This window comes from Streptomyces sp. NPDC028991 (assembly GCF_055564775.1).
On the sequence record NZ_JBVHVP010000007.1, the window covers coordinates 183,146 to 205,959 of the forward strand.

Below are 22,814 nucleotides of genomic sequence, written 5' to 3' on the forward strand. Positions count from 1 at the left end.
CTTCCGTGAGCACCTTCAAGGCCCCCAAGGGCACGTACGACCTGCTGCCGCCGGACTCCGCGAAGTACCTGGCGGTCCGCGAGGCCATCGCCGCCCCGCTGCGCGACTCCGGCTACGGCTACATCGAGACGCCCGGCTTCGAGAACGTCGAGCTCTTCGCGCGCGGTGTCGGCGAGTCGACCGACATCGTGACCAAGGAGATGTACGTCTTCGAGACCAAGGGCGGCGACCGGCTCGCCCTGCGCCCGGAGACCACCGCGCCCGTACTGCGCGCGGTCCTGGAGGCCAACCTGCACAAGGCGGGCAACCTGCCGGTGAAGGTCTGGTACTCGGGCTCGCAGTACCGCTACGAGCGTCCCCAGAAGGGCCGTTACCGCCACTTCTCCCAGGTCGGGGCCGAGGCGATCGGCGCCGAGGACCCTGCGCTGGACGCCGAACTGATCATCCTCGCCGACCAGTCGTACCGCGCGCTGGGCCTCAGCGAGTTCCGCATCCTGCTCAACAGCCTCGGCGACCAGGAGTGCCGGCCCGTCTACCGTGCCGCCCTTCAGGACTTCCTGCGCGGCCTGGACCTGGACGAGGACACGCTGCGCCGCGCCGAGATCAACCCGCTGCGTGTCCTGGACGACAAGCGCCCGGACGTGCAGAAGCAGCTCACCGGCGCCCCGCTGCTGCGCGACTACCTGTGCGACGCCTGCAAGGCGTACCACGAGGAGGTGCGCGAACTGATCACGGCGGCCGGTGTGGTCTTCGAGGACGACCCGAAGCTGGTGCGCGGCCTCGACTACTACACCCGCACGACCTTCGAGTTCGTCCACGACGGGCTGGGATCCCAGTCCGCGGTGGGCGGCGGCGGCCGCTACGACGGACTGTCCGAGATGATCGGCGGCCCGTCCCTGCCGTCCGTGGGCTGGGCCCTCGGCGTCGACCGCACCGTCCTGGCCCTGGAGGCGGAGGGCATCGAACTGGACATTCCGTCCGCCACCTCCGTCTTCGCCGTCCCGCTCGGCGAGGAGGCCCGCCGGATCCTGTTCGCCAAGGTCACCGAGCTGCGCAAGAACGGCGTCGCCGCCGACTTCTCCTACGGTGGCAAGGGGCTGAAGGCCGCGATGAAGGCGGCCAACCGCTCCGGCGCCCGCTACGCCCTGGTCCTCGGCGAGCGGGACCTGGCCGAGGGAGTCGTCCAGCTCAAGGACATGGAGTCCGGCGAGCAGGCGGCCATCGGCGTCAACGAGATCGTCGCCGAGCTGGAGTCGAGGCTCGGCTAGCGGGTCCGTACCGTCCCGTCGCCCTCAGGGGCGCACGTGTTCGCTCGCGTGTGCCCCCGGGGAACGGACATCGGCCGGAACGCACCGCTCCAGGGCGATCGCCGGTGCGTTCTTATGTTCATCGAACGGTGGCCATACAGGTCCGTGCGGCACAATGTCCCTGCCCGAAGCAGGTCCGACTCAAGTGACGGAATCGGCGTGATGAGCAAGACGACAGTGAAGGACGTCTCCACCGTGGCAGAGCCCGCGCCGGAACCCACCGCCGGAACACCGCGAGCCGAGGGCGGCAGCCGCGCCCTGGCCCTGCTGCTGGTGATCACGGGCGCGGCCGGAGTGCTCGCCGCGTGGGTCATCACGCTCGACAAGTTCAAGCTGCTCGAGGCCAAGGTCGCGGGCACGACCTTCACTCCCGGCTGCAGCCTCAACCCAGTGGTCTCCTGCGGCAGCGTCATGGAGAGCGACCAGGCGGCCGTCTTCGGTTTCCCCAACCCGATGCTGGGCCTGGTCACCTACGGCATCGTCGTCTGCGTCGGCATGAGCCTGCTCGCCGGGGCCCGCTTCCCACGCTGGTACTGGCTCACCTTCAACGCCGGCACGCTCTTCGGCGTGGGCTTCTGCACCTGGCTGCAGTTCCAGTCCCTGTACCGGATCAACGCCCTGTGCCTGTGGTGCTGCCTGGCCTGGGTCGCCACGATCATCATGTTCTGGTACGTGACGTCCTTCAACGTCCGCAAGGGCTTCCTGCCCGCGCCGAACTGGCTCAAGGGCTTCTTCGGCGAGTTCACCTGGGTGCCGCCGGTGCTGCACATCGGCATCATCGGCATGATGATCCTCACCCGCTGGTGGGACTTCTGGACCGGCTGACGGGCGCCCGCCGGACCGGCTGAAGGGCCGGGGGCCCCCGGTTCGACCGCGCCCGCCGCGTTGTCAGTGCGGTGATTTAGGGTTCTGAGGGTGGAGCCCGACCTGTTCACCGCCGCAGCAGAAGAACGCCAGGAGAAGGACCCGACCGGCAGCCCCCTCGCCGTGCGGATGCGCCCGCGCACCCTCGACGAGGTCGTCGGTCAGCAGCACCTGCTCAAGCCCGGCTCCCCCCTGCGCCGACTCGTCGGCGAGGGCGGCTCCGGCCCCGCGGGGCCCTCCTCGGTCATCCTCTGGGGACCGCCGGGCACCGGCAAGACCACCCTGGCGTACGTCGTCTCCAAGGCCACCAACAAGCGCTTCGTGGAGCTCTCCGCGATCACCGCGGGCGTCAAGGAGGTCCGCGCGGTCATCGACGGCGCCCGCCGCGCGGTCGGGGGGTACGGCAAGGAGACCGTCCTCTTCCTCGACGAGATCCACCGCTTCAGCAAGGCCCAGCAGGACTCCCTGCTCCCGGCCGTCGAGAACCGCTGGGTCACCCTGATCGCCGCCACCACCGAGAACCCGTACTTCTCGGTGATCTCCCCCCTGCTCTCCCGCTCCCTCCTCCTCACCCTCGAGCCCCTCACCGACGAGGACGTCCGGGGCCTGCTCCGTCGCGCCCTCACCGACGAGCGCGGCCTGGGGGAGGCCGTGGGCCTGCCCGAGGACACCGAGGAACACCTGCTCCGCATCGCCGGCGGCGACGCCCGCCGTGCCCTGACCGCGCTGGAGGCCGCCGCCGGGGCCGCGCTGGACAAGGGCGAGACGGAGATCGGCCTGACCACGCTGGAGGAGACGGTCGACCGGGCAGCGGTGAAGTACGACCGCGACGGCGACCAGCACTACGACGTCGCCAGCGCCCTGATCAAGTCCATCCGCGGCTCCGACGTGGACGCCGCCCTGCACTACCTGGCCCGGATGATCGAGGCCGGCGAGGACCCCCGCTTCATCGCCCGCCGCCTGATGATCTCGGCCAGCGAGGACATCGGCCTCGCCGACCCGAACGCCCTGCCGATCGCCGTAGCCGCCGCCCAGGCCGTCGCCATGATCGGCTTCCCGGAAGCCGCCCTCACCCTCAGCCACGCCACCATCGCCCTGGCCCTCGCCCCCAAGTCCAACGCCGCCACCACCGCCATCGGCGCCGCCCTGGACGACGTGCGCAAGGGCCACGCCGGACCGGTCCCCGCCCACCTGCGCGACAGCCACTACAAGGGCGCGGGCAAGCTCGGGCACGGGCAGGGATACGTGTACCCGCACGACCTGCCGGAGGGCATCGCCGCCCAGCAGTACGCCCCGGACGAGCTGAAGGACCGCACGTACTACGCGCCGACCCGGCACGGCGCCGAGGCCCGGTACGCGGACGCGGTGGAGTGGACCCGCGGGCACCTCGGTCGCAAGCGGTCCTGAGCAGCCTGTAGAATCGCCCGAAGTGCCGAGTCCCGTGCAGTCAGAACGGGACAACCGGCCGGAACCCCCAGCGGGTTCCAGGAGCGTCGCGCACCGTCGACAGGTGTCGCGGGCAGCCCACCACCACCCGGATCTTCCGGGAGCGGTCGGTGGGCCACTCGCGTGCTGCACGTATGTGCCCAGACCAGGGAGCGGCTGCCCGGCAGGCCCCACGCGGGCCAGACGGGTTTCCCCGGCTGCGGATTGCGACCTCCCTCAACCCTGACAAGCCGGAAACCCAGAAAAGAGACACAGACAGTGGCGAACCAGCCCCGTCCCAAGGTCAAGAAGTCGCGTGCCCTCGGCATCGCGCTGACCCCGAAGGCCGTCAAGTACTTCGAGGCCCGCCCCTACCCGCCGGGTGAGCACGGCCGCGGCCGCAAGCAGAACTCGGACTACAAGGTCCGTCTGCTCGAGAAGCAGCGTCTGCGCGCGCAGTACGACCTCAGCGAGCGCCAGCTCGTCCGCGCCTACGAGCGCGCCTCCAAGACCAACATGAAGACCGGCGAGGCCCTGGTCATCGAGCTCGAGCGCCGTCTCGACGCGCTGGTGCTGCGTTCGGGCATCGCCCGCACGATCTACCAGGCCCGTCAGATGGTCGTGCACGGCCACATCCAGGTCAACGGCCAGAAGGTCGACAAGCCGTCCTTCCGCGTCCGCCCGGACGACGTCGTGCAGGTGCGCGAGCGCTCCAAGGAGAAGACCCTCTTCACGATCGCCCGTGAGGGTGGCTTCGCCCCCGACGGCGAGACCCCGCGCTACCTCCAGGTGAACCTCAAGGCGCTGGCGTTCCGCCTGGACCGCGAGCCGAACCGCAAGGAGATCCCGGTGATCTGCGACGAGCAGCTCGTCGTCGAGTACTACGCCCGCTGATCGCAGCAGAACACCGCTTCGGCGAGGCGCAGTACCTCCGCGGTACCTCAGCCCGCCGTCTCCCCGCCCTTCCGGGTGGGCGAGGCGGCGGGCTTCGCCGTCCGCGTGCCCGCCGTGGCACGCCGCCCGTCCCCGCGCGGGACCGGCAGCGACGCCGGCGCCCCGGGCCGCCGCAGCGCCCGCGACACCGCCTCCCGGCGGCCGAGCCGGGCCCCGTGCCGTACGCACTCCTCGTACCGCTCGTCGCCCAGCTGTTCCCGGGCCGCCGCCTCGCACAACTCGTGCGGCCCGTTGTAGTGCGCGGAACCGAACAGCGGCAGCCCCACCGACGGCCACATCCGCCCCGCCGCGCCCTGCAGCACCGCGGCCTCGGCCGCGTTCCCGTCCGCCACCGTGACCAGGGCCAGCAGTTCCACCGCCAGCACCGAGCCGAGCTGGTCCCGGAAGCGGTGGGCACTGGCCAGGCAGTCGGCCAGCAACTCGCGGGCGCGTCCCGGCTCACCGTCGCTCCACGCCGCGTAGGCCAGCACATACAGGGCGTAGCTCCGGGCCCAGCGCTCGCCGTGGTCCTCGCACACCTGACGGACGTCCTCGCACAGGCGCACCGCGTCCGGCAGGTCGCCCTGGAACGCCCGCGTCATCGCCAGCTCCACCTGGCCCATCAGGACGTTGCTGTTGAGTTCGCCGATCTCCCGGTAGCGCCGCACGGCGGAGCGCAGCAGCGTCTCGGCGCGCGGCATGTCGTCCGTGACCAGGGCCAGACATCCGGTGCGGTGTTCCGCGTACGCCACCGCCGTGGGGTTCGCCGACCGCTCGGCCTCCTCCCGGCACTCCTGGAGCGCCGCCAGCGCGGGCACCACGTCGCCCTGCAGGATCGCCACGTATCCGAGGACCCACAGCGCCTTCAGCCGGGACTGCTCGCCGGCCGTCTTCTCCGCGTCCAGCCGCACCGCCTGCTCCAGCCAGCGCCGCCCCTCCGACAGCCGTCCGCAGCCGACCCAGTGGAACCACAGGGCACCCGCCAGATACTGGCCCAGATGCGCCTCGTCCGGCTCGGTGAGGCAGTGCTCCAGGGCGCCGCGCAGGTTCGGCAGCTCCGCCTCGACCCGCGCGGCGACCTCGTGCTGGCGCGGTGAGAACCACTCCAGCTCGCACCAGGTCACCAGGCCCACGTACCAGTCCCGGTGACGCCGCCGCAGCCGCGTCGCGTCGCCCGTCGCCTCCAGCCAGTCGGCACCGTACGCCCGCACCGTGTCGAGCATCCGGTAGCGCACCCCGGCCGGGGCCTCCTCGCGGGTCAGCACGGACTGCGTGAGCAGTGCGGAGAGCACGTCGAGCACGTCGTCGGCGGCCAGCCCGCCGCCGCTGCACACGTACTCGGCGGCCTCCAGGTCGAACGGCCCGGCGAACACCGACAGCCGCGCCCACAGCAACCGCTCCTGGGGCGTGCACAGCTCATGGCTCCAGCCGATCGCCGTGCGCAGCGTCCGGTGCCGGGGCAGCGCGGTGCGGTCCCCGCCGGTCAGCAGCCGGAAGCGGTCGTCCAGTCGCCGCAGCACCTGTCCCGGGGACAGCGCGCCCAGCCGCCCCGCCGCCAGCTCGATCGCCAACGGGATCCCGTCCAGGCGCACGCACAGTTCGCGCACCTCCCCTTGGTCCTCGTCCGGGTCGGCGTCGTATCCGTACGCCAGGTGCCGCTGCCCGGCCCGGACGGTCAGCAGTTCCACCGCCTCCTCGGGGCTCAGCGGCGCCAGCGGAAACCGCCGTTCCCCGGCCACGTCCATCGGCCTGCGTCCCACCGCCAGCACCCGTAGCCCCGGGGCGTGGCCCAGCAGGTCGGTCACCAGCGCGGCACAGGCGTCCACCAGGTGCTCGACCCCGTCGAGGACCAGCAGCAGCTCCCGCCCGGCGAGGTGCGCGAGCAGCGTCTCCCGCGGCAGCCGGGTCGTGTGGTCGGTCAGGCCCAGCGCCTCCACGACCGCGTAGTCGACGAACTCCTCGTCGCGCAGCGGCGCCAGTTCCACCCGCCAGACCCCGTCCCGGGGCGCACACCGCGCGGCCGCCCGCGCCGCCAGGCGCGACTTGCCCACCCCGCCGGCCCCGGTCACCGTCACCAGCCGCCCGGAGTCCAGTGCCCGGGCCAGCTCCGCGAGCTCCGTCGCTCTCCCCACGAAGGTGTCGAGTTCCAGGGGAAGGTTGCCGTGCGGGATGCCGTCGCGCCGATGGTCTCGCATGAAACACGGAGCGTACTGAACCGAATTCACTCCGTACAATCGCTTCACGCAACTCCACCCCGCTCCACTGCCCTTCCCCGCACTCCGCCACACGGCACCGGACGCGGGCGGCAATCCGGTACGGAGCCCAGCCCCCGGCGCGATAGGCTCGGTGAACGACTTTCCCGATGTTCAGGTACGTCTTTCAGGGAGCGGGTGCACGCAGTGTCCGGTGGTGAGGTGGCCGGGATCCTGGTGGCCGTCTTCTGGGCGATCCTGGTCTCCTTCCTCGCCGTCGCACTGGCGAGGCTGGCCCAGACGCTCAGGGCGACCACCAAGCTCGTGGCGGACGTGACCGACCAGGCCGTCCCGCTGCTGGCCGACGCCTCGTCGGCGGTGCGGTCCGCGCAGACCCAGATCGACCGGGTCGACGCGATCGCCTCCGACGTCCAGGAGGTCACGTCGAACGCCTCCGCGCTGTCCACCACCGTGGCCTCCACCTTCGGCGGCCCGCTGGTCAAGGTCGCCGCGTTCGGGTACGGCGTGCGCCGGGCACTCGGCGGTCGCAAGGAGGACGTGCCCGCGGGCCCGGCCAAGGAGCCGCGGCGCACCGTGATCGTCGGCCGTACGATCCCGGCGGCGCGGCGGACGAAGCGGAAGAAGGACTGATCCAGCGATGTTCCGCCGTACGTTCTGGTTCGGCACCGGCGTCGCCGCCGGCGTGTGGGCCACCACCAAGGTCAACCGGAAGCTCAAGCAGCTGACCCCCGAAAGCCTCGCCGCGACCGCGGCGAACAAGGCGCTCGACGCGGGCACCCGGCTCAAGGGCCGCGCGGTGGGCTTCGCACTCGACGTCCGCGAGAACATGGCCCGGCGGGAGGCCGAACTGGACGACGCGCTCGGGCTGAACGCCCCCGTCGACCGCGAACTCCCCGAACCCCGGCGTTACAACGCCATCGAGAACCGCAACAACCCGAAGTCCGTCGTCGACGTCAGGGCGACGTACTCGTACAACCGGAATGAGGACCACTGATGGAGTCGGCCGAGATTCGTCGCCGCTGGTTGAGCTTCTTCGAGGAGCGCGGTCACACCGTCGTCCCTTCGGCGTCGCTCATCGCGGACGACCCGACTCTGCTCCTCGTCCCGGCCGGCATGGTGCCCTTCAAGCCCTACTTCCTGGGTGAGGTCAAGCCGCCCTTCGACCGCGCCACCAGCGTGCAGAAGTGCGTGCGCACACCCGACATCGAAGAGGTCGGCAAGACCACCCGCCACGGCACCTTCTTCCAGATGTGCGGCAACTTCTCCTTCGGCGACTACTTCAAGGAAGGCGCCATCAAGTACGCCTGGGAGCTGCTCACCAGCCCCCAGGACAAGGGTGGTTACGGCCTCGACCCCGAGCGTCTGTGGATCACGGTCTACAAGGACGACGACGAGGCCGAGCGCATCTGGCACGACGTCGTCGGCGTCCCCTCCGAGCGCATCCAGCGCCTCGGCAAGAAGGACAACTACTGGTCCATGGGCGTCCCCGGCCCCTGCGGCCCCTGCTCCGAGATCAACTACGACCGCGGCCCCGAGTTCGGCGCCGAGGGCGGCCCCGCCGTCAACGACGAGCGGTACGTGGAGATCTGGAACCTCGTCTTCATGCAGTACGAGCGGGGCGAGGGCATCGGCAAGGAGGACTTCGAGATCCTCGGGGACCTGCCGAGCCAGAACATCGACACCGGGCTCGGCCTGGAGCGGCTCGCCATGATTCTGCAGGGCGTGCAGAACATGTACGAGATCGACACCTCCATGGCCGTCATCAGGAAGGCCACCGAGCTGACCGGCGTGGCCTACGGCGACGCCCACGCCTCGGACGTCTCCCTGCGCGTGGTCACCGACCACATGCGCACCTCCGTGATGCTCATCGGCGACGGCGTCACCCCCGGCAACGAGGGCCGCGGCTACGTGCTGCGCCGCATCATGCGCCGCGCCATCCGCAACATGCGGCTGCTCGGCGCCACCGGCCCGGTCGTCAAGGACCTGATCGACGTCGTGATCGGGATGATGGGGCAGCAGTACCCCGAGCTGATCACCGACCGCGAGCGGATCGAGAAGGTCGCCCTCGCCGAGGAGAACGCCTTCCTGAAGACGCTGAAGGCCGGCACCAACATCCTCGACACCGCCGTCAGCGACACCAAGGCCACCGGCGGCACCGTCCTCGCCGGCGACAAGGCCTTCCTGCTCCACGACACCTGGGGCTTCCCGATCGACCTCACCCTGGAGATGGCCGCCGAGCAGGGGCTGTCCGTGGACGAGGACGGCTTCCGGCGTCTGATGAAGGAGCAGCGGGAGCGCGCCAAGGCCGACGCGCAGGCCAAGAAGACCGGCCACGCCGGCACCGGCGCCTACCGCGAGATCGCCGACCAGGCCGGTGCCACCGACTTCGTCGGCTACAGCGACACCGAGAGCGAGTCGACGATCGTCGGCATCCTCGTCGACGGCGTCTCCTCCCCGGCCGCCACCGAGGGCGACGAGGTCGAGATCGTCCTCGACCGCACCCCGTTCTACGCCGAGGGCGGCGGCCAGATCGGCGACACCGGCCGGATCAAGGTCGACACCGGCGCCGTCATCGAGGTCCGCGACTGCCAGAAGCCGGTCCCGGGCGTGTACGTCCACAAGGGCGTCGTCCAGGTCGGCGAGGTCACCGTCGGTGCCAAGGCCCAGGCCTCCATCGACGACCGCCGCCGCAAGGCCATCGCCCGCGCCCACTCGGCCACCCACCTCACCCACCAGGCGCTGCGCGACGCCCTCGGCCCGACGGCCGCCCAGGCCGGCTCCGAGAACCAGCCCGGCCGCTTCCGCTTCGACTTCGGCTCGCCGTCCGCCGTTCCGACGGCCGTGATGACCGACGTCGAGCAGAAGATCAACGAGGTGCTCGCCCGCGACCTCGACGTGCGCGCCGACGTCATGGGCATCGACGAGGCCAAGAAGCAGGGCGCCATCGCCGAGTTCGGCGAGAAGTACGGCGAGCGCGTGCGCGTCGTCACCATCGGCGACTTCTCCAAGGAACTGTGCGGCGGCACCCACGTGCACAACACCGCCCAGCTGGGCCTGGTCAAGCTGCTCGGCGAGTCGTCCATCGGCTCCGGCGTGCGCCGCATCGAGGCCCTGGTCGGCGTGGACGCCTACAACTTCCTCGCCCGTGAGCACACGGTCGTCGCCCAGCTCCAGGAGCTGATCAAGGGCCGCCCGGAGGAGCTCCCGGAGAAGGTCTCCGCCATGCTCGGCAAGCTCAAGGACGCCGAGAAGGAGATCGAGAAGTTCCGCGCCGAGAAGGTCCTCCAGGCGGCCGGCGGACTCGCCGACTCCGCCAAGGACGTGCGCGGCGTCGCCCTGGTGACCGGCCGGGTCCCGGACGGCACCACCGCCGACGACCTGCGCAAGCTGGTCCTCGACGTGCGCGGCCGCATCCAGGGCGGCCGGGCCGCGGTCGTCGCCCTGTTCACCACGGTCAATGGCAAGCCCCTCACGGTCATCGCCACCAACGAGGCCGCCCGCGAGCGCGGTCTCAAGGCCGGTGACCTGGTGCGCACCGCCGCCAAGACCCTCGGCGGCGGCGGTGGCGGCAAGCCGGACGTCGCCCAGGGCGGCGGCCAGAACCCGGCCGCCGTCGGCGAGGCCGTCGACGCCGTCGAGCGCCTCGTGGCGGACACCGCCAAGTGAGCGACTCTGCGAACGGCCGGAGTGACGGCCGGATGGACGAGCCGGCCGACGCCCCGGTCATGCGCCGCGGGCGCCGTCTGGCCGTCGATGTCGGGGACGCCCGGATCGGGGTCGCCTCGTGCGACCCCGACGGGATCCTCGCCACCCCGGTGGAGACCGTCCCCGGACGCGACGTCCCCGCGGCGCACCGCCGGCTGCGGCTGCTGGTCGAGGAGTACGAGCCGATCGAGGTCGTCGTCGGCCTCCCCCGCTCCCTCAAGGGGGGCGAGGGCCCGGCCGCGGCCAAGGTCAGGCGCTTCGCGCAGGAACTGGCCCGCGGCATCGCGCCGGTCCCGGTCAGGCTCGTCGACGAGCGGATGACGACGGTGACCGCCAGCCAGGGACTGCGCGCCTCGGGAGTGAAGTCCAGGAAGGGCCGGTCCGTCATCGACCAGGCCGCCGCTGTGATCATCCTCCAGCAGGCACTGGAATCCGAACGGGTGTCAGGCAGAGCACCCGGCGAGGGCGTCGAAGTGGTCATCTGATCGCGATACGGTAACGTTCCGCGCGATGCGGAGGCATTCGAACAGCCACCGCACAGCAAGAGGCGGAACGGAAGCCGGCCCTACATGCGAGGTCGGAAACACCCCGTCGCCTCGCGGCTCTAGGGGATCGATGACTGAGTATGGCCGGGGCCCAGGCTCCGAACCGTGGCATCCGGAGGACCCGTTGTACGGGGACGGCGGATGGGGCGGACAGCAGGCCCATACGGGTCAGCAGTCCCCCTACGGCGGCCAGCCACAGCAGTATCCGGAGCAGCAGCAGTCGCAGCAGCAGTACGGCGACTGGGGCGACGGCGGCCAGTCCGCGTACGGTCAGCAGCCGCAGTACGACCAGTACGGCCGGCAGCATCCCGAGCCGCAGTACGACCAGTACGGCCGGCAGCACCCCGAGCCGCAGTACGACCAATACGGTCGGCATGGGCACGACCAGCAGCAGTACGACCAGCAGTACGCCTCCCAGGGGCAGCCCGAGCAGGGCTACGACAACGGCGGCTGGGGCACCGGCGCGCATCCCCACGCGCAGTACCCCGCCGATCCGTCGGACCCCTACGGCCAGCAGCCCGCCGCCTATGGCGCGGAGCAGCCCGATTTCTACGGCACCCCGGAGGCGTACCCGCCGCCGGAACCGCCTGCCCGTCGCCGCGCCGAGCCCGAACCCGAGAACACGGACTGGGACCCCGGTCCCGACGAGGGCGAGCACGCCTTCTTCGCGGGCGGTGACGGCGACGGCGCGGACGGCGAAGGGGACGACGGCGGACGCGGCGGCCGCAGGGGCCGGGGCGGCAAACCCAAGAAGGGCCGCAACGGAGTCGCGTGCCTCGTCGTCTGCCTGGTGCTCGGCGGCGGCGTGGCGGGCGTCGGATATTTCGGCTACCAGTTCTACCAGGATCGTTTCGGCGCGGCCCCGGACTACGCGGGGGACGGCAACGGCGAGCAGGTGACCGTCTCCATCCCCAAGGGCGCGGGTGGCTCGACCATCGGCCAGGAGCTCAAGCGCAAGGGCGTGGTGAAGAGCGTCGACGCCTTCATCGCCGCCCAGCAGAGCAACCCACAGGGGAAGAGCATCCAGGACGGCGTGTACACGCTGCAGAAGGAGATGTCGGCCGAGAGTGCGGTCGAGCTCCTGCTCGACCCCAAGAGCCGCAGCAACCTGATCGTCGCCGAGGGCAGGCGCAACGTCGACGTCTACAAGATGATCGACAAGCAGCTCGGGGTGGACGAGGGCACCACGGCCGGCGTCGCAAAGAGCGAGTGGAAGAGTCTCGGTCTGCCCGACTGGGCGATGAACCACAAGAACGTGAAGGATCCGCTGGAAGGATTCCTCTACCCGTCCAGCTATTCGGCGGCCAAGGGTCAAAAGCCCGAGGAAGTGCTGAAACAGATGGTGGCGCGGGCCAACGAGCAGTACGAGGAGATCGGACTCGAGGAGAAGGCGGAGGGCCTCGGCCTCGAAGGTCCCTGGCAGCTGCTCACCGTGGCGAGCCTGGTGCAGGCCGAGGGCAAGACCCACGACGACTTCCGCAGGATGTCCGAGGTCGTCTACAACCGGCTCAAGCCCACCAACACCGAGACCAACCAGGAACTTCAGTTCGACTCGACCTTCAACTACCTGAAGGGCCAGAGCAAGATCCGCATCAGCGAGTCCGAGATCAACAGCAACCCGGACCCGTACAACACCTACACCAACAAGGGCCTGCCGCCCGGCCCCATCGGCAACCCCGGCGAAGAGGCCCTGCAGGCGGCGCTGCAACCGACGAAGGACGGCTGGATGTACTTCGTGGCCACCGACGGCGTGAGCAAGACCGAGTTCGCCAAGACGCACGACGATTTCCTGAAACTGAAGGAAAAGTACAATGCCAGCTCCAGCAGCTGACCGGCGCCGGGCCGCCGTCCTCGGCTCTCCGGTCGCGCACTCCCTCTCCCCGGTACTGCACCACGCCGCCTATGCGGAGCTGGGTCTGGAGAACTGGACGTACGACCGTTTCGACGTCGACGAAGAGGCGCTGCCGGGCTTCTTCGAGCAGCTGGGCCCCGAATGGGCGGGTCTGTCGCTGACCATGCCGCTCAAACGCGCGGTCATCCCGCTGCTCGACGAGATCAGCGAGACGGCGGCCTCCGTGGACGCGGTGAACACCGTGGTCCTCACCGAGGACGGCCGGAAGACCGGCGACAACACCGACATCCCCGGCATCATCGCCGCCCTGCGCGAACACGGCGTCGAGAAGGTGGAGACCGCCGCGGTCCTCGGCGCCGGCGCCACCGCCTCCTCCGCACTGGCCGCGCTGGCCCGGATCTGCACCGGAGAGGTCGCCGTCTACGTCCGCAGCGAGGCGCGCGCCGACGAGATGCGGGGCTGGGCCGAGCGGCTGGACGTCGCCGTGCGCATCGCCGACTGGGCGGACGCCGAGGAGGCGCTGCGCGCTCCGCTGGTGGTGGCCACCACCCCGGCCGGCACCACCGACGCCCTCGCCGCAGCCGTCCCCGAGATGCCCGCGACCCTCTTCGACGTGCTCTACGACCCGTGGCCGACCGCACTCGCCGGCCGCTGGTCGGCGTGCGGCGGGGCCGTCGTCAGCGGACTCGACCTGCTGCTGCATCAGGCGGTGCTCCAGGTGGAGCAGATGACGGGCCGCGCTCCGGCTCCGCTCGCCGCCATGCGCACGGCGGGGGAGCGAGCCCTAGCGAACCGTTGACGCCCCCGGGGCCTCGCGGGCGTGGCCCGGGCATCGGGCGGCGTCCGCGCGCCCGTCCGCCAGATGGACCGGCGGGCGGGTCCGGAGTCCGGGCGTGGGAGGATCGGGGGTGGCGGACCGGGGCCCGCGCACCCGGACACGCCGTCGCCGTACGCGGAGAAGACGCGTACGCAGGGCATAACCGGGGCGCGAGCACTGAGGAGCACCGTTGAGCAGGTTGCGCTGGCTGACCGCGGGGGAGTCACACGGTCCCGCACTCGTCGCGACGCTGGAGGGTCTGCCCGCCGGCGTGCCGATCACCACGGACATGGTGGCGGACCACCTGGCGAGGCGGCGGCTGGGCTATGGGCGCGGTGCGCGGATGAAGTTCGAGCGGGACGAGGTCACCTTCCTCGGTGGTGTCCGGCACGGGCTCACCCTCGGTTCCCCGGTCGCGGTGATGGTGGGCAACACCGAGTGGCCGAAGTGGGAGCAGGTCATGGCGGCCGACCCGGTGGACCCGGAGGTGCTGGCGGGACTCGCCCGCAACGCCCCGCTGACCCGGCCCCGTCCCGGCCACGCCGACCTCGCGGGCATGCAGAAGTACGGATTCGACGAGGCCCGGCCGATCCTGGAGCGCGCCTCGGCGCGGGAGACGGCCGCCCGGGTGGCGCTGGGCGCGGTGGCACGGTCGTACCTGAAGGAGACGGCCGGTATCGAGGTCGTCAGCCACGTCGTCGAGCTGGCCGCCGCGAAGGCTCCCTACGGCGTGTACCCGACGCCGGCGGACGTGGAGAGGCTGGACGCCGACCCGGTGCGCTGCCTGGACGCGGACGCGTCGGAGGCGATGGTCGCGGAGATCGACCAGGCCCACAAGGACGGTGACACCCTCGGCGGCGTGGTGGAGGTGCTGGCCCACGGCGTTCCGGTGGGCCTCGGCTCGCACGTGCACTGGGACCGCCGGCTGGACGCCCGGCTGGCCGCCGCCCTCATGGGCATCCAGGCCATCAAGGGCGTCGAGGTCGGTGACGGCTTCGGGCTGGCCCGGGTGCCCGGCTCCCAAGCGCACGACGAGATCGTCACCGGTCCCGACGGAATCAAGCGCGCCTCCGGCCGCTCCGGCGGCACCGAGGGCGGTCTGACCACCGGCGAGCTGCTGCGTGTGAGGGCTGCCATGAAGCCGATCGCGACCGTGCCGCGGGCCCTGCAGACCGTGGACGTCGCCACCGGTGAGGCCGCGCAGGCCCACCACCAGCGCTCCGACGTGTGCGCGGTGCCCGCCGCCGGCATCGTCGCCGAGGCGATGGTCGCCCTGGTCCTGGCGGACGCGGTGGCGGAGAAGTTCGGCGGCGACAGCGTGGCCGAGACCCGCCGCAACGTCACCTCGTACCTCGACAACCTGGCCATCCGGTGACCGCGGCCCCGCTGATCGTCCTCGTCGGACCGATGGGCGTCGGCAAGTCCACCGTCGGGCAGCTGCTGGCCGAGCGGCTCGGCGTCGGCTACCGGGACACGGACGAGGACATCGTCACCGGTCAGGGGCGGACCATCGCCGACATCTTCGTCGACGAGGGCGAGGCGGCCTTCCGGGCTCTGGAGAAGCAGACCGTGCGGCGGGCGCTCGCCGAGCACGACGGCGTCCTCGCCCTCGGCGGCGGCGCGATCCTGGACGCGGACACCCGCTCACTGCTCGCCGGGCGGCGCGTCGTCTACCTCTCGATGGATGTCGAGGAAGCCGTCAGGCGCACCGGTCTGAACGCCGCGCGCCCGCTGCTGGCGGTCAACCCGCGAAGGCAGTGGCGCGAGCTGATGGAGGCTCGGCGCCACCTCTACGAGGAGGTCGCCACGGCCGTCGTGGCCACCGACGGCCGCACGCCCGAAGAGGTCGCCCAAGCCGCCCTGGACGCACTGGAGTTGAAGGAAGTATGAGCGAGGCAGTGACCCGGATCCAGGTCGGCGGCACCGCGGGGTCCGACCCCTACGAGGTCCTGGTGGGCCGTCAGCTCCTGGGCGAGCTGGCCGGGCTGATCGGCGCCAAGGCCAAGCGGGTGGCCGTGATCCACCCCGAGGCCCTCGCCGAGACCGGCGACGCGCTGCGCGCCGACCTCGCCGACCAGGGCTTCGAGGCGGTCGCCATCCAGGTGCCCAACGCCGAGGAGGCCAAGACCGCCGAGGTCGCCGCCTACTGCTGGAAGGCGCTCGGCCAGTCCGGCTTCACCCGCACCGACGTCATCGTCGGTGTCGGCGGCGGGGCCAGTACCGACCTGGCCGGTTTCGTGGCCGCGACCTGGCTGCGCGGGGTGCGCTGGATCGCCGTCCCGACCACGGTGCTCGCCATGGTGGACGCGGCCGTCGGCGGCAAGACCGGCATCAACACCGCCGAGGGCAAGAACCTCGTCGGCTCCTTCCACCCGCCGGCCGGCGTCCTGTGCGACCTGGCCGCGCTGGACTCCCTCCCGGTGAACGACTACGTCTCGGGTCTGGCCGAGGTCATCAAGGCCGGCTTCATCGCCGACCCGGTGATCCTGGACCTGATCGAGTCCGACCCCCAGGCGGCGCGCACCCCGGCCGGACCGCACACCGCCGAGCTGATCGTGCGCTCGATCAGGGTCAAGGCGGATGTCGTCTCGTCCGACCTGAAGGAGGCGGGCCTGCGGGAGATCCTCAACTACGGTCACACGCTCGGCCATGCCATCGAGAAGAACGAGCGGTACAAGTGGCGCCACGGCGCGGCCGTATCGGTCGGCATGCACTTCGCCGCCGAACTGGGCCGCCTCGCGGGCCGTCTGGACGACGCGACCGCCGACCGCCACCGCAGCATCCTCGAAGCGGTCGGGCTGCCGCTGCACTACCGGTACGACCAGTGGCCCAAGCTCGTCGAGAACATGAAGGTCGACAAGAAGTCCCGCGGCGACCTGCTGCGCTTCATCGTCCTGGACGGCCTGGCCAGGCCCACCGTCCTGGAGGGGCCCGACCCGGCCGTCCTCCTCGCCGCCTACGGTGAGGTGGGCGAGTAGTACCCCGGCGCACCTTCCGTCCGATTCTCCTTGCGAGACGGGCACTTCGGACCGCCCCCGGCCGTTCACCAAACGACGGCCGGGGGCGGTACCGTTCGGTGGGAAGCGGGCGGGTACCCGTCCCGCAGTCAGCGCCCATCGCCTGTACGAGACGGAGTGGCACCGGATGCAGCACGCAGTGGGTTCTCCGCTGCCGCCGCCCCATCAGCCGGGGCACGGACCGGCCGTCGGCTGGTCCCCGGCCGCACACCACCCGGGCCCGCACCAGGGTTCCGTCCCCGTTCCGCCGCCCGCGCCGGGCTATCCCGTGCAGGTCCCGCCCCCCGTGGCGCCCCAGCAGGCCCCGGCCCCGGGTGCGCGCCAGGCACCGGCTCCGGGTGCGCACCAGGCCCCGGGGCCGCACCGGGCGGCGCCCGTCCCGCCCGTTCCGGACACCACCGGCCACGTACCGCTGCCGCCCGGCGGCCCCGTGGCCGTGCCCAGCGTGCCCGCCGCCACGGCCGCCGCGCCCGACCCCACCTCCACCACCCTCGCGGTGCTGCTCATCGGCCCCGCGGGTGCCGGCAAGACCAGCGTCGCCAAGTACTGGGCGGACACCCGCCGGGTTCCCACCGCGCACATCAGCCTCGACGACGTCCGCGAATGGGTCCGCTCCGGCTTCGCGGACCCCCAGACCGGCTGGAACGAGCACTCCGAGGCCCAGTACCGCCTCGCCCGCCGCACCTGCGGCTTCTCCGCGCGCAACTTCCTTGCCAACGGCATCTCCTGCATCCTCGACGACGCGGTCTTCCCGGACCGTCCGGTCGTCGGCCTCGGCGGCTGGAAGCGGCACGTCGGCCCCGGCCTGCTCCCGGTCGTCCTCCTGCCGGGCCTGGACATCGTCCTGGAGCGCAACGCCGAACGCAGCGGCAACAGGCGCCTCACCGACGAGGAGGTCGCCCGCATCCACGGCCGCATGGCCGGCTGGTACGGCTCGGGACTCCCGATCATCGACAACTCCACACTCGACGTACCGGAAACGGCCCGGGTCCTGAACGAGGTCCTGGCCCGCTCGATAGCCAGCCCCCCGAACTGGTAGTGCCCCGAACCGGTAGCGTCCCAAAGGGGCGCGGGGGACCGCGCGACCAGCCCCCACCGACCGGCGGACGCCACACGACGACGAGCCCCACCCCGATCGGCGCACCCGGCGTCCCCCGCCCCGCCCACTCGGCCCTCCCAAGCGGCGCCCCCCGAGCGAAGCTCTTACGCTCGGCTCATGTCAGAGGTGTACGCGGCCCGCCGGACGCGCCTACGAGAACGCTGCAACGCGGGCGGCAGCGCGGCGGCGCTCGTCTCCCGGCCCGCCAACGTGCGCTATCTCGCGGGCGCCGCCCCGCACGGCGCCGTGCTGCTGCTGGGCAAGACCGAGGATCTCCTGGTCTGCTCCGGCCCGCCGGACGACCGGTCGGCACAGGGCCGGCCCGACGAGTCCCTGCCGGTGCGCGCGCTGCCCGGCCCCGGCGGTGATCCGGCCGTCGCGGCCACCGGCCTCGCCGCGGCCCAGGGCACCGAGTCCCTCGCCACCGAGGACCACCACCTCACCGTGGTCCGGCACCGCGCCATGCGCTCGGTCGCGCCCCGGCTGCGCCTGACCGACCTCGGCCAGGCGGTCGAGCAGCTCCGGGTGGTCAAGGACGAGGAGGAGATCTCCTGTCTGCGTATCGGCGCGGAGATCGCCGACCAGGCGCTCGGCGAACTCCTGGAGTCCATCCTGGTCGGCCGCACCGAACGGCACCTCGCCCTGGAACTCGAACGCCGCCTGGTCGACCACGGCGCCGACGGCCCCGCCTTCCCCACCTCCGTCGGCACGGGCCCGAACTCGGGACGCCGTGGTCACCGGCCCACCGACCGGCGGGTGGAGGAGGGCGACTTCCTCTCCGTCTGCCTGGGCGCCACCTACCGCGGCTACCGTTGCGAGATCGGCCGTACGTTTGTCATCGGCACCTCTCCGGCGGACTGGCAGATCGAGTTGTACGACCTCGTCTTCTCGGCCCAGCGGGCCGGCCGGGAGGCCCTCGCACCCGGCGCCGCCTGCCGCGACGTGGATCGCGCGGCCCGCCAGGCACTGGACTCCGCCGGGTACGCGGAGAACCTTCCGACCCTCACCGGTCACGGTGTCGGACTCGAAATCGACGAGGACCCGCAATTGGCCCCCGCGGCCATGGGTAAACTGGACGCTTGTGTGCCGGTCACCGTCGAACCGGGAGTCCACCTCCCGGGCCGGGGCGGGGTCCGGATCGATGACACGCTCGTCGTGCGCCCCGAGGCGGACGGCGGACCCGAGCTACTCACCATCACGACCAAGGAGCTGCTCGCGCTCTAGCCTCGCGCTGTGCGCATGTCTGCACCGGGGTCGTCCACGTCAGTCCAGTCCAGGAGATTCCGCAACCGTGGCTTCCACGAACGACCTCAAGAACGGCATGGTGCTCAAGCTCGAAGGCGGCCAGCTCTGGTCCGTCGTCGAGTTCCAGCACGTCAAGCCCGGCAAGGGCCCCGCCTTCGTGCGCACCAAGCTCAAGAACGTGCTTTCCGGCAAGGTCGTCGACAAGACCTTCAACGCCGGCGTCAAGGTCGAGACGGCCACTGTCGACAAGCGTGACATGCAGTTCTCGTACATGGACGGCGACTACTTCGTCTTCATGGACATGGAGACCTACGACCAGCTGCACGTCGACCGCAAGGCCGTCGGCGACGCCGCCAACTTCCTGGTGGAGGGCTTCACCGCCACCGTCGCGCAGCACGAGGGCGAGGTGCTCTTCGTCGAGCTGCCCGCCGCCGTCGAGCTCACCATCCAGGAGACCGAGCCGGGCGTCCAGGGCGACCGCTCCACCGGCGGCACCAAGCCCGCCATCCTGGAGACCGGTCACCAGATCAACGTCCCGCTCTTCATCACCACGGGTGAGAAGATCAAGGTCGACACCCGCTCGAGCGACTACCTCGGCCGGGTGAACAGCTAACCGTGGCTGCCCGCAACACGGCCCGCAAGCGCGCCTTCCAGATCCTCTTCGAGGGTGATCAGCGCGGCGCCGACGTCCTGACGGTGCTCGCCGACTGGGTCCGGCACGCCCGGTCCGACACCCGGCAGCCGCCGGTGAGCGAGTACACGATGGAGCTGGTCGAGGGCTACGCCGAGCGCGCGAAGCGCATCGACGAGCTCATCGCCCAGTACTCCGTCGGCTGGACGCTCGACCGCATGCCGGTCGTCGACCGCAACATCCTGCGTCTGGGCGCGTACGAGCTGATCTGGGTCGACGCGACCCCGGACGCCGTCGTCCTGGACGAGATGGTGCAGCTGGCGAAGGAGTTCTCCACGGACGAGTCACCCGCGTTCGTCAACGGCCTGCTCGGCCGGCTGAAGGAGCTCAAGCCCTCGCTGCGCCGCGGCGAGGACTGAGAGAGGCCCGAGGCCCGAGGAGACCCACCATGCCGGAGGGCCCGCAGCAGGCGCGCTGCGGGCCCTCCGGCATGTCCCGCAACTGTCCCGCCGGTCCCGCCAGGCACATGAGCCATAGGACGATGCGCTCAGTGCGAGGCGCACAAGAAGCCGCCGGGATGGCCGGAACCGTTGGGTTCCGGCCATCCCGGCGGCACGTTTCTGCTGAGGCGGCTGAGGCTCAGACGTCCTCGTGGGACGCCACCGCGCGACGCGCGTCCGCGTCCAGGACACCCCAGCTGATCAGCTGCTCGGTCAGGACCGAGGGCGACTGGTCGTAGATGACGGCGAGTGTGCGCAGGTCGTCCTGGCGGATCGAGAGCACCTTGCCGTTGTAGTCACCGCGCTGCGACTGGATCGTGGCCGCGTACCGCTGGAGCGGGCCCGCCTTCTCGGCCGGCACCGTGGCCAGCCGCTCCAGGTCCAGGACCAGCTTCGGCGGCGGCTCGGCGGCGCCGCCCGGAGTGGTGCCCGGGAGCAGCTCCTGCACGGGAACGCCATAGAAGTCCGCCAGCTCGGCGAGGCGCTGCACGGTCACGGCGCGGTCGCCGCGCTCGTACGAACCGACCACGACGGCCTTCCAGCGGCCCTGGGACTTCTCCTCGACACCGTGGAGGGAAAGGCCCTGCTGGGTGCGGATGGCCCGGAGCTTGGCCCCGAGCTGTTTGGCGTATTCGCTGGACATATGGCTCCCCGGACAAGGTGTCGACGCGGCCTGCTGTGTTGCGTGCCGCGCGGCTGGTAACTCACTGTGAGGTTACGCAGCGTTACTCTCCTGCGTCAAGCCGAATGGTCCGCACCGACTCTTCCGTGGTATCCGCCTTGGGTTACGCCGAACGGGTGGCGCTAGTGAGGCAAAAGGGTGACGGGGGAGTGTCCGGGGGGTCGGCGGGACGTCTCTGTGGGCCTGGTACCGTAGGTGGCGCATATCCGACGTCCTTTAAGGTCCGTCCCGTGAGGCGGAGAAGGAGGTCCGTTTCGTATGGACAAGCACGACGAGCAGCAGGACCCGCGGCACGAAGCGCAAGCTCCGCGAGGCGCGCAGTCCGACGCCCGGCCCGTTCTCGAAGGGCCCGACATCGCACGGGTCCTGACCCGCATCGCCCACGAGATCGTCGAACGCGCCAAGGGCGCCGACGACGTGGTGCTCCTCGGCATCCCGACCCGGGGCGTCTTCCTCGCCCGGCGGCTCGCCGACAAGCTGGAGCAGATCACCGAGCGCAAGATCCCGGTGGGTTCGCTCGACATCACCATGTACCGCGACGACCTGCGCATGCATCCCCCGCGTGCGCTGGCCCGCACCGAGATCCCCGGTGACGGCATCGACGGCCGCCTGGTCGTCCTCGTCGACGACGTGCTCTTCTCCGGCCGCACCATCCGTGCCGCCCTCGACGCGCTCAACGACATCGGCCGCCCGCGCGCGGTGCAGCTGGCGGTCCTCGTCGACCGCGGCCACCGCGAACTGCCCATCCGCGCCGACTACGTCGGCAAGAACCTCCCCACGTCGCTGCGGGAGACGGTCAAGGTCCAGCTCGCCGAGGAGGACGGTCGCGACACCGTGCTGCTGGGCGCCAAGCCGGCCACCCCGGGCGCCCACCCGTAGCACCGCGCGTGCGCGTCCAGTCGTGGCGTACGCCCACTCGGTGCGCCCGCACGCGTGCCCGGCCGCCCGAATTATCCCGCTCTTCCGCATGAATCGCCTTACGGAGCCTGACAGATGCAGCGTCATCTCATCTCGGCCGCCGACCTCTCCCGCGACGACGCCGTCCTGATCCTCGACACCGCCGAGGAGATGGCCCGGGTCGCGGACCGGCCGATCAAGAAACTGCCGACCCTGCGCGGCCGGACCGTCGTCAACCTCTTCTTCGAGGACTCCACCCGGACCCGGATCTCCTTCGAGGCCGCCGAGAAGCGCCTGTCCGCGGACGTCATCAACTTCACCGCCAAGGGCTCGAGCGTCTCCAAGGGCGAGTCCCTCAAGGACACCGCCCAGACGCTGGAGGCCATGGGCGTCGACGCCGTCGTCATCCGGCACAGCGCCTCCGGCGCCCCGTACCGCCTGGCCACCTCGGGCTGGATCGACGCGGCCGTCGTCAACGCCGGGGACGGCACCCACCAGCACCCCACGCAGGCCCTGCTGGACGCCTTCACCATGCGCCGCCGCCTGGTCGGCCGCGACACCGGCCTCGGCAAGGATCTGGACGGGCGCCGGATCACGCTCGTAGGCGACATCCTGCACAGCCGGGTCGCCCGCTCCAACGTCGACCTGCTGCACACCCTCGGCGCGGAGGTCACCCTCGTGGCCCCGCCCACGCTGCTGCCGGTCGGCGTCGAGACCTGGCCCTGCGAGGTCTCCTACGACCTCGACTCGACGCTGTCCAAGTCCGACGCGGTGATGCTGCTGCGCGTCCAGCGCGAGCGCATGAACGCCGCGTTCTTCCCGACCGAGCGCGAGTACTCCCGCCGCTACGGCCTCGACGGCGACCGCATGGCGAAGATGCCCGACCACGCCATCGTGATGCACCCCGGCCCCATGGTCCGCGGTATGGAGATCACCGCCGAGGTCGCCGACTCCGACCGCTGCACCGTCGTCGAGCAGGTCACCAACGGCGTCTCCATCCGGATGGCCGTCCTCTACCTGCTGCTCGGCGGCAACGAACCCGCCGTGACCCACGCCCGCACCACCGAGGAGAAGTAAGACAG

General features: G+C 71.2%; 21 protein-coding genes. 19 read left to right on the forward strand and 2 right to left on the reverse strand.

The annotated features are described in order from the left end of the window. Positions 1–5: 5 nt before the first annotated feature. The 4 genes from hisS (at position 6) to rpsD (ending at position 4,490) form a co-directional block, all read left to right on the forward strand. Positions 6–1,268 (forward strand): histidine--tRNA ligase, encoded by a 1,263-nt coding sequence (gene hisS, locus ACZ4V1_RS17440; RefSeq protein ID WP_468336149.1) that lies wholly within the window; start codon positions 6–8, stop codon positions 1,266–1,268. Between the two features lie 201 nt (positions 1,269–1,469). Continuing rightward, on the forward strand, positions 1,470–2,132 hold the full coding sequence (locus ACZ4V1_RS17445; RefSeq protein WP_468336152.1) for a vitamin K epoxide reductase family protein: 663 nt from the start codon (positions 1,470–1,472) through the stop codon (positions 2,130–2,132). A 90-nt stretch (positions 2,133–2,222) separates the two neighbouring features. Beyond that, positions 2,223–3,578, forward strand: coding sequence for a replication-associated recombination protein A (locus ACZ4V1_RS17450; protein WP_468336155.1), 1,356 nt, complete (start codon positions 2,223–2,225; stop codon positions 3,576–3,578). 297 nt (positions 3,579–3,875) lie between these two features. Then, complete coding sequence (gene rpsD, locus ACZ4V1_RS17455; RefSeq protein WP_003977321.1) at positions 3,876–4,490, forward strand: 30S ribosomal protein S4; 615 nt, start codon at positions 3,876–3,878, stop codon at positions 4,488–4,490. Positions 4,491–4,537: 47 nt separating this feature from the next. Here rpsD and ACZ4V1_RS17460 read toward each other — a convergent pair whose 3' ends face one another. Continuing rightward, positions 4,538–6,724, reverse strand: a complete 2,187-nt coding sequence (locus ACZ4V1_RS17460) for an ATP-binding protein (protein ID WP_468336159.1) — start codon at positions 6,722–6,724, stop codon at positions 4,538–4,540. A 195-nt stretch (positions 6,725–6,919) separates the two neighbouring features. Between ACZ4V1_RS17460 and ACZ4V1_RS17465 the strand changes: the two genes are divergently transcribed. The 13 genes from ACZ4V1_RS17465 to nusB all read left to right on the forward strand — a co-directional run bounded on the left by ACZ4V1_RS17465 (position 6,920) and on the right by nusB (position 20,072). Beyond that, positions 6,920–7,372, forward strand: coding sequence for a DUF948 domain-containing protein (locus ACZ4V1_RS17465; RefSeq protein ID WP_468336162.1), 453 nt, complete (start codon positions 6,920–6,922; stop codon positions 7,370–7,372). Positions 7,373–7,379: 7 nt separating this feature from the next. Next, positions 7,380–7,736 carry a hypothetical protein gene (locus ACZ4V1_RS17470; protein WP_468336164.1) on the forward strand — a complete coding sequence of 119 codons (357 nt, stop codon included), beginning with the start codon at positions 7,380–7,382 and terminating at the stop codon, positions 7,734–7,736. Then, the gene (alaS, locus tag ACZ4V1_RS17475) at positions 7,736–10,408 is read left to right on the forward strand and encodes an alanine--tRNA ligase (protein WP_468336167.1); all 2,673 of its coding nucleotides are present in this window, start codon (positions 7,736–7,738) and stop codon (positions 10,406–10,408) included. The genes ACZ4V1_RS17470 and alaS overlap by 1 nt, the downstream gene beginning before the upstream one ends. 32 nt (positions 10,409–10,440) lie before the next feature. Then, on the forward strand, positions 10,441–10,932 hold the full coding sequence (gene ruvX, locus ACZ4V1_RS17480) for a Holliday junction resolvase RuvX (RefSeq protein ID WP_468336480.1): 492 nt from the start codon (positions 10,441–10,443) through the stop codon (positions 10,930–10,932). Between the two features lie 130 nt (positions 10,933–11,062). Next, entirely contained in the window at positions 11,063–12,823 is a 1,761-nt protein-coding gene (gene mltG / locus ACZ4V1_RS17485; RefSeq protein ID WP_468336170.1) for an endolytic transglycosylase MltG, read from the forward strand. After that, positions 12,804–13,643 (forward strand): shikimate dehydrogenase, encoded by an 840-nt coding sequence (locus ACZ4V1_RS17490; protein WP_468336173.1) that lies wholly within the window; start codon positions 12,804–12,806, stop codon positions 13,641–13,643. Before mltG ends, ACZ4V1_RS17490 begins: the two co-directional genes overlap by 20 nt. A 208-nt stretch (positions 13,644–13,851) precedes the next feature. Beyond that, the gene (aroC, locus tag ACZ4V1_RS17495) at positions 13,852–15,036 is read left to right on the forward strand and encodes a chorismate synthase (RefSeq protein WP_468336176.1); all 1,185 of its coding nucleotides are present in this window, start codon (positions 13,852–13,854) and stop codon (positions 15,034–15,036) included. 32 nt (positions 15,037–15,068) lie between these two features. Next, positions 15,069–15,551 carry a shikimate kinase gene (locus ACZ4V1_RS17500; protein ID WP_468336483.1) on the forward strand — a complete coding sequence of 161 codons (483 nt, stop codon included), beginning with the start codon at positions 15,069–15,071 and terminating at the stop codon, positions 15,549–15,551. After that, complete coding sequence (gene aroB, locus ACZ4V1_RS17505; RefSeq protein WP_468336178.1) at positions 15,548–16,639, forward strand: 3-dehydroquinate synthase; 1,092 nt, start codon at positions 15,548–15,550, stop codon at positions 16,637–16,639. Before ACZ4V1_RS17500 ends, aroB begins: the two co-directional genes overlap by 4 nt. Positions 16,640–16,805: 166 nt before the next feature. After that, a complete protein-coding gene (locus ACZ4V1_RS17510; protein WP_468336181.1) occupies positions 16,806–17,717 on the forward strand; it encodes a Pro-rich N-terminal domain-containing protein in 912 nt (303 codons plus the stop codon). Between the two features lie 177 nt (positions 17,718–17,894). Beyond that, positions 17,895–19,001 (forward strand): aminopeptidase P family protein, encoded by a 1,107-nt coding sequence (locus ACZ4V1_RS17515; protein WP_468336184.1) that lies wholly within the window; start codon positions 17,895–17,897, stop codon positions 18,999–19,001. A 67-nt stretch (positions 19,002–19,068) separates the two neighbouring features. Continuing rightward, positions 19,069–19,635 (forward strand): elongation factor P, encoded by a 567-nt coding sequence (efp, locus tag ACZ4V1_RS17520; RefSeq protein WP_055415926.1) that lies wholly within the window; start codon positions 19,069–19,071, stop codon positions 19,633–19,635. Positions 19,636–19,637: 2 nt separating this feature from the next. Beyond that, positions 19,638–20,072, forward strand: coding sequence for a transcription antitermination factor NusB (gene nusB, locus ACZ4V1_RS17525; RefSeq protein WP_468336186.1), 435 nt, complete (start codon positions 19,638–19,640; stop codon positions 20,070–20,072). A 220-nt stretch (positions 20,073–20,292) separates the two neighbouring features. Here the strand turns inward: nusB and bldD are convergent, their stop codons facing one another. Beyond that, positions 20,293–20,796 (reverse strand): transcriptional regulator BldD, encoded by a 504-nt coding sequence (gene bldD, locus ACZ4V1_RS17530; protein ID WP_024887373.1) that lies wholly within the window; start codon positions 20,794–20,796, stop codon positions 20,293–20,295. 297 nt (positions 20,797–21,093) lie between these two features. Between bldD and pyrR the strand changes: the two genes are divergently transcribed. Both pyrR and ACZ4V1_RS17540 read left to right on the forward strand, forming a co-directional pair. Continuing rightward, a complete protein-coding gene (gene pyrR, locus ACZ4V1_RS17535) occupies positions 21,094–21,714 on the forward strand; it encodes a bifunctional pyr operon transcriptional regulator/uracil phosphoribosyltransferase PyrR (protein ID WP_468336189.1) in 621 nt (206 codons plus the stop codon). 114 nt (positions 21,715–21,828) lie between these two features. Further along, positions 21,829–22,809: an aspartate carbamoyltransferase catalytic subunit gene (locus ACZ4V1_RS17540; RefSeq protein ID WP_468336192.1), complete on the forward strand. Its 981-nt coding sequence runs from the start codon at positions 21,829–21,831 to the stop codon at positions 22,807–22,809. Positions 22,810–22,814: the final 5 nt, after the last annotated feature.

What these genes read in the sequence shown, in the direction of transcription:
- ACZ4V1_RS17445 (WP_468336152.1), top strand. Translation starts at nt 1,470, where the DNA reads ATGAGCAAGACGACAGTGAAGGACGTCTCCACCGTGGCAGAGCCCGCG.
- ACZ4V1_RS17460 (WP_468336159.1), bottom strand. Translation starts at nt 6,724, where the DNA reads ATGCGAGACCATCGGCGCGACGGCATCCCGCACGGCAACCTTCCCCTG.
- ACZ4V1_RS17470 (WP_468336164.1), top strand. Translation starts at nt 7,380, where the DNA reads ATGTTCCGCCGTACGTTCTGGTTCGGCACCGGCGTCGCCGCCGGCGTG.
- alaS (WP_468336167.1), top strand. Translation starts at nt 7,736, where the DNA reads ATGGAGTCGGCCGAGATTCGTCGCCGCTGGTTGAGCTTCTTCGAGGAG.
- ruvX (WP_468336480.1), top strand. Translation starts at nt 10,441, where the DNA reads ATGGACGAGCCGGCCGACGCCCCGGTCATGCGCCGCGGGCGCCGTCTG.
- mltG (WP_468336170.1), top strand. Translation starts at nt 11,063, where the DNA reads ATGACTGAGTATGGCCGGGGCCCAGGCTCCGAACCGTGGCATCCGGAG.
- ACZ4V1_RS17490 (WP_468336173.1), top strand. Translation starts at nt 12,804, where the DNA reads ATGCCAGCTCCAGCAGCTGACCGGCGCCGGGCCGCCGTCCTCGGCTCT.
- ACZ4V1_RS17500 (WP_468336483.1), top strand. Translation starts at nt 15,069, where the DNA reads ATGGGCGTCGGCAAGTCCACCGTCGGGCAGCTGCTGGCCGAGCGGCTC.
- aroB (WP_468336178.1), top strand. Translation starts at nt 15,548, where the DNA reads ATGAGCGAGGCAGTGACCCGGATCCAGGTCGGCGGCACCGCGGGGTCC.
- ACZ4V1_RS17510 (WP_468336181.1), top strand. Translation starts at nt 16,806, where the DNA reads ATGCAGCACGCAGTGGGTTCTCCGCTGCCGCCGCCCCATCAGCCGGGG.
- ACZ4V1_RS17515 (WP_468336184.1), top strand. Translation starts at nt 17,895, where the DNA reads ATGTCAGAGGTGTACGCGGCCCGCCGGACGCGCCTACGAGAACGCTGC.
- bldD (WP_024887373.1), bottom strand. Translation starts at nt 20,796, where the DNA reads ATGTCCAGCGAATACGCCAAACAGCTCGGGGCCAAGCTCCGGGCCATC.
- pyrR (WP_468336189.1), top strand. Translation starts at nt 21,094, where the DNA reads ATGGACAAGCACGACGAGCAGCAGGACCCGCGGCACGAAGCGCAAGCT.
- ACZ4V1_RS17540 (WP_468336192.1), top strand. Translation starts at nt 21,829, where the DNA reads ATGCAGCGTCATCTCATCTCGGCCGCCGACCTCTCCCGCGACGACGCC.